The sequence below is a fragment of the Aquiluna sp. genome (assembly GCF_965064355.1).
The window spans coordinates 1-3,516 of record NZ_CBCHRQ010000093.1 but is presented as its reverse complement, the minus strand read 5'-3'; the positions used below and the strand labels follow the sequence as shown (position 1 = coordinate 3,516).

Here is a 3,516-nt window from a genome sequence, read left to right as displayed (position 1 = left end):
CGTTGATGCCTGCAGCGCGGGCGGCAAATTGGTTCGAACCGATCGCGTAGGTGTGAAGTCCAAAACGTGACTTGTGCAGGAACAGCCCGACCAAGGTCACGACGATGATTACTCCAACTACAGCCCAGCTAAGCGGCATCCAGTCGGGGTTGATTGGTGAGATAAGGCTGAAGTCATTTGGCCCCCCGATCGGCATGCCATTAGAGATGATGATTGCAAAACCGAGCGTGGCTCCCATAGTTGAGAGGGTCGCAACGAAGGGCACAATCTTGAGTTTTGTAATAAGGAACGCGTTGATAAGTCCTACTGTGAGTCCAGTACCAACGGCGGTGAGTGCACCGATGATGAGTGGCGGGTAAGCGTCTGGCCCTGAGGTTGTGATATCGAAACCAAGGACCACGGACATGATCCATGCCGAGGTGACACCACTGATTGCCAGGATGCCACCTACGGACAGATCAATTCCACCGGAAATGATTACAAGGGTTTGTCCAGCAGCCAACAACACCACAGACCCCCAGTCGGTCAGGATGTTTCCTGCCGTTGCCACTGAGAAGAACTTGGGTTCGGCCAAGGTGAAGACAATTGCAAGTGCGATTAGCACTGAGAGCAGAACTGAATTCTGGTTCCCGGCCACCGCCTTGAATCGCTCCCACCTCAGTAGTTGCTGTTGACTGCTGGACATTGAATACTCCCTTGTATTTTGTTGCTTAGACCTACTTGGCTACGTAGGTGTACTTCACTAGGTCGGCCTCGGATGTGTTTGCATCCAGGGTCACGTTTGGAATTACTACCTCAGCGGCTGCTGGGGAGTTTCCGTTACGTAGGTAGTCAACCAGAGTCTGAATCGCTAGGCGAGCCTCTGCGGCTGGGTCCTGAGCGATTAGAGCGGTGAAGATACCGGCCTTGATCTTTGCAACGTTGTCTGGGTAAGCGTCGTAACCGACTAGAGCTACCTGACCAACTAGGCCCTTGGACTCAAGGGCAGCAGCTGCACCTGAGGCGTTGGTGCCATCGATGGCGAAGATGCCGTCTAGGTCTGGGTACTTGGTCAGCCAGTTGTTGACGTTGGTTGCAGCCTTCTCAGGGTTTGACTCTGAGTAAGCAACATCAACGATCTGAATGCCTGGGTAGTTGGCTGCGATAGTTGCCTCGAAGCCTTCCTTACGAGCAACGTTGGTGGTTGCAGTTGCGCTGGTTAGACCGATAACAACCTCATAGGTCTCACCATCGGTGTAACCAATTGCGTTAGCGATTGCCTCAGCAGCCTTTGCACCACCATCTTCGTTGTCACCGGTGATGAAGATCAAGACATCGCTTAGGTCACCCACGCGAGTGTCTACGTTTGCTACAACAATTCCTGCTGCAACTGCCTTCTCAACCGAAGCCTGAAGCGCGGTTGGGTCGGTTGGGATAAGAACCAGACCGTCTGGCTGCTGCGCCAAGACTGCGTCAACAATTGGGATCTGGGTCTCTGGTGAGTAGTTCGAAGGGTCGCCCTGCCAGATTAGGGTTACACCCTGCGCTGCAGCTTCCTCTTCAGCTCCCAGCTTCATAGCCTGGAAGAATGGGTCGCTCTCAGCGCCCATTACGAATGCGATAGTTAGTTCCTCAGCAACTGCCTCTGAACCTGCAGTTGAAGTTGCGGTGGTCTCTGCCTCTTGCGCGGCGCAACCAGCGGCACCGATGACCAAAGCCATCGCACCTGCGAGGGCACCAGCCCTCTTGAAAATGCTCTTCTTCAATTCTTCTCCTTTGAAAGTGATTTCTGCGAGAAATGCGCGCACGTTCTCGCAAATCTTGTTACTATGCTGTCAAGGGAAACGAATCGTCTGCAACTTTTCTTGATAACAGTTGTGTCACGGTTTCTTAGGAGTGAAGATTGGCGAAGTCTCAGAAGGCACCGACGCTAAACGATGTTGCCGAGCGTGCTGGAGTGAGCCGCGCGACTGCCTCTAGGGCGCTTGCTGGTTACGGCAGAATCAGCTCCGACACTATCGAAGTGGTGCAAACGGCCGCACATCAATTGGGATACAGGCCCAACGAAGTTGCCCGCGCCATGCGCGCCGGCAAGACCAAGACCATTGGTTTGGTAGTGATCTCGGATTTCACCAACGCTTTCTTCGACCGAGCAACCAAGGCCATCATCGATGCTGCAAAGCGGCAGGGGTATCAAACACTGGTCTCTCACACAGACGAGCGCATCGAGAACGAGCGTCAAGCGGTTAGAACTTTGATTGAGAAGCGCGTGGATGGATTGATTCTGGTCCCTTCGTCCGATTCAGATCACGATCACCTATCTAGGGAGCACGTCGGAGATACACCTTTAGTGCTGATTGACCGCAGACTCGATGACCTGCAGATTCCTGCCGTTACCACTGGGGATTACCAGGGTGCAGTCTCGGCTGTTGAACATGCAATCGGGAGAGGCCACAAGAACTGTGCCTTTATTGTTGCCGTGCCTGGAATCAAAGAGAGCACGTTCACCAGGCCCCACATACCAATCTCAACAGTTGTCGACAGAACAAATGGCTTCCTAGATGCTCTAAACGGCCACAAAGTCAGCTCGAAGATGGTGTTTTGCGAGGACAGCCAAGCAGGGGCGGAGGCAGCGGTTGAAAAGCTGCTTACTGCTGAGCAAAGGGCCACGGTGTTTCTGACGTCGAACAACGACATGCTTTTGGCTTTGCTCCGCGGAGCAGGGAAGCTTGGAATCGAGATCGGGAAAGACATTTCCGTAATCAGCTTTGACGATAGCCCCTGGGCTGCGGCCATGTCCCCAGCGATAACCGTTGTGTCACGTCCTGTCGATCAGCTTGGCGAGGTTGCGGTTGAGATCCTGCTCAAGCAAATGTCCGGTGCAAAGTCCCTATCAAGCGTCACTCTGCCAACGATGCTGATTGAGCGTGACTCGGTGTTCTCTGTCCCTCACTGAGGTAGAGAGGTTTTGGCTACCGGAAGTTGATTCCCCGGGCTTCCATAATCTGCTTGATTCTTGCAATGGCTGACTTCGCCAGGCCTTTTATTGATCTCAACTCATCGAGAGAGATCTTCCTGAGGTCAGAGACTTTATAGAGCTTGGCGTCCACCAGCGCTCTTCTGGCCGGAGTCGAAAGTCCTATAGAGCGCCATTCTCCATCGAGCGCCTCATAGCTATCGGGTGCAACCTTCTTGAGGGTGTAGCGATTGGTTGGTTGCTTCTTAGCCATGGGCTAAGTCTAGGAACCTATAGGAAGGGTCGAAGCTCAACTCTGCGGTTGCAGGCGTGAGAGCCCTTCGCAGCTAATTCCTCGGCAACCGCAGCGCTCTCCACCTCGATGATCCAGAAGCCGCTATAGAAATGCTCCTCTTTGAATAGCGAGCCATCGCTGGTCAGCTGGTTCGGTCCGGTGAAGTCAAAAAGCTTTGCCCTGCTGGGGGCTGCGATGCCTGCGGCAAAGACCCACTGGCCATTGGCGTGCAACTCATCGTTGAAGGCATCAATGGCGCTCATCTCACTCGGGTTCCCAGAGTTGG

General features: G+C 53.7%; 5 protein-coding genes. 1 reads left to right on the top strand and 4 read right to left on the bottom strand.

Going from position 1 to position 3,516, the window contains the following annotated elements:
- Together AC128V_RS06810 and AC128V_RS06805 are read right to left on the bottom strand one after the other, a co-directional pair.
- Positions 1–685 (bottom strand): ABC transporter permease (locus AC128V_RS06810; protein WP_482763919.1); only part of this gene is annotated, 685 nt, incomplete at its 3' end.
- Between the two features lie 31 nt (positions 686–716).
- On the bottom strand, positions 717–1,745 hold the full coding sequence (locus tag AC128V_RS06805) for a substrate-binding domain-containing protein (RefSeq protein ID WP_482763918.1): 1,029 nt from the start codon (positions 1,743–1,745) through the stop codon (positions 717–719).
- Between the two features lie 137 nt (positions 1,746–1,882).
- Between AC128V_RS06805 and AC128V_RS06800 the strand changes: the two genes are divergently transcribed.
- Positions 1,883–2,935 (top strand): LacI family DNA-binding transcriptional regulator, encoded by a 1,053-nt coding sequence (locus tag AC128V_RS06800; RefSeq protein ID WP_482763917.1) that lies wholly within the window; start codon positions 1,883–1,885, stop codon positions 2,933–2,935.
- A 16-nt stretch (positions 2,936–2,951) separates the two neighbouring features.
- Here AC128V_RS06800 and AC128V_RS06795 read toward each other — a convergent pair whose 3' ends face one another.
- Both AC128V_RS06795 and AC128V_RS06790 read right to left on the bottom strand, forming a co-directional pair.
- Positions 2,952–3,209 (bottom strand): helix-hairpin-helix domain-containing protein, encoded by a 258-nt coding sequence (locus tag AC128V_RS06795; protein WP_482763916.1) that lies wholly within the window; start codon positions 3,207–3,209, stop codon positions 2,952–2,954.
- A gap of 17 nt (positions 3,210–3,226) precedes the next feature.
- Positions 3,227–3,516, bottom strand: a 290-nt coding sequence (locus AC128V_RS06790; RefSeq protein WP_482763915.1) for a YciI family protein, incomplete at its 5' end; no start/stop codon positions are given.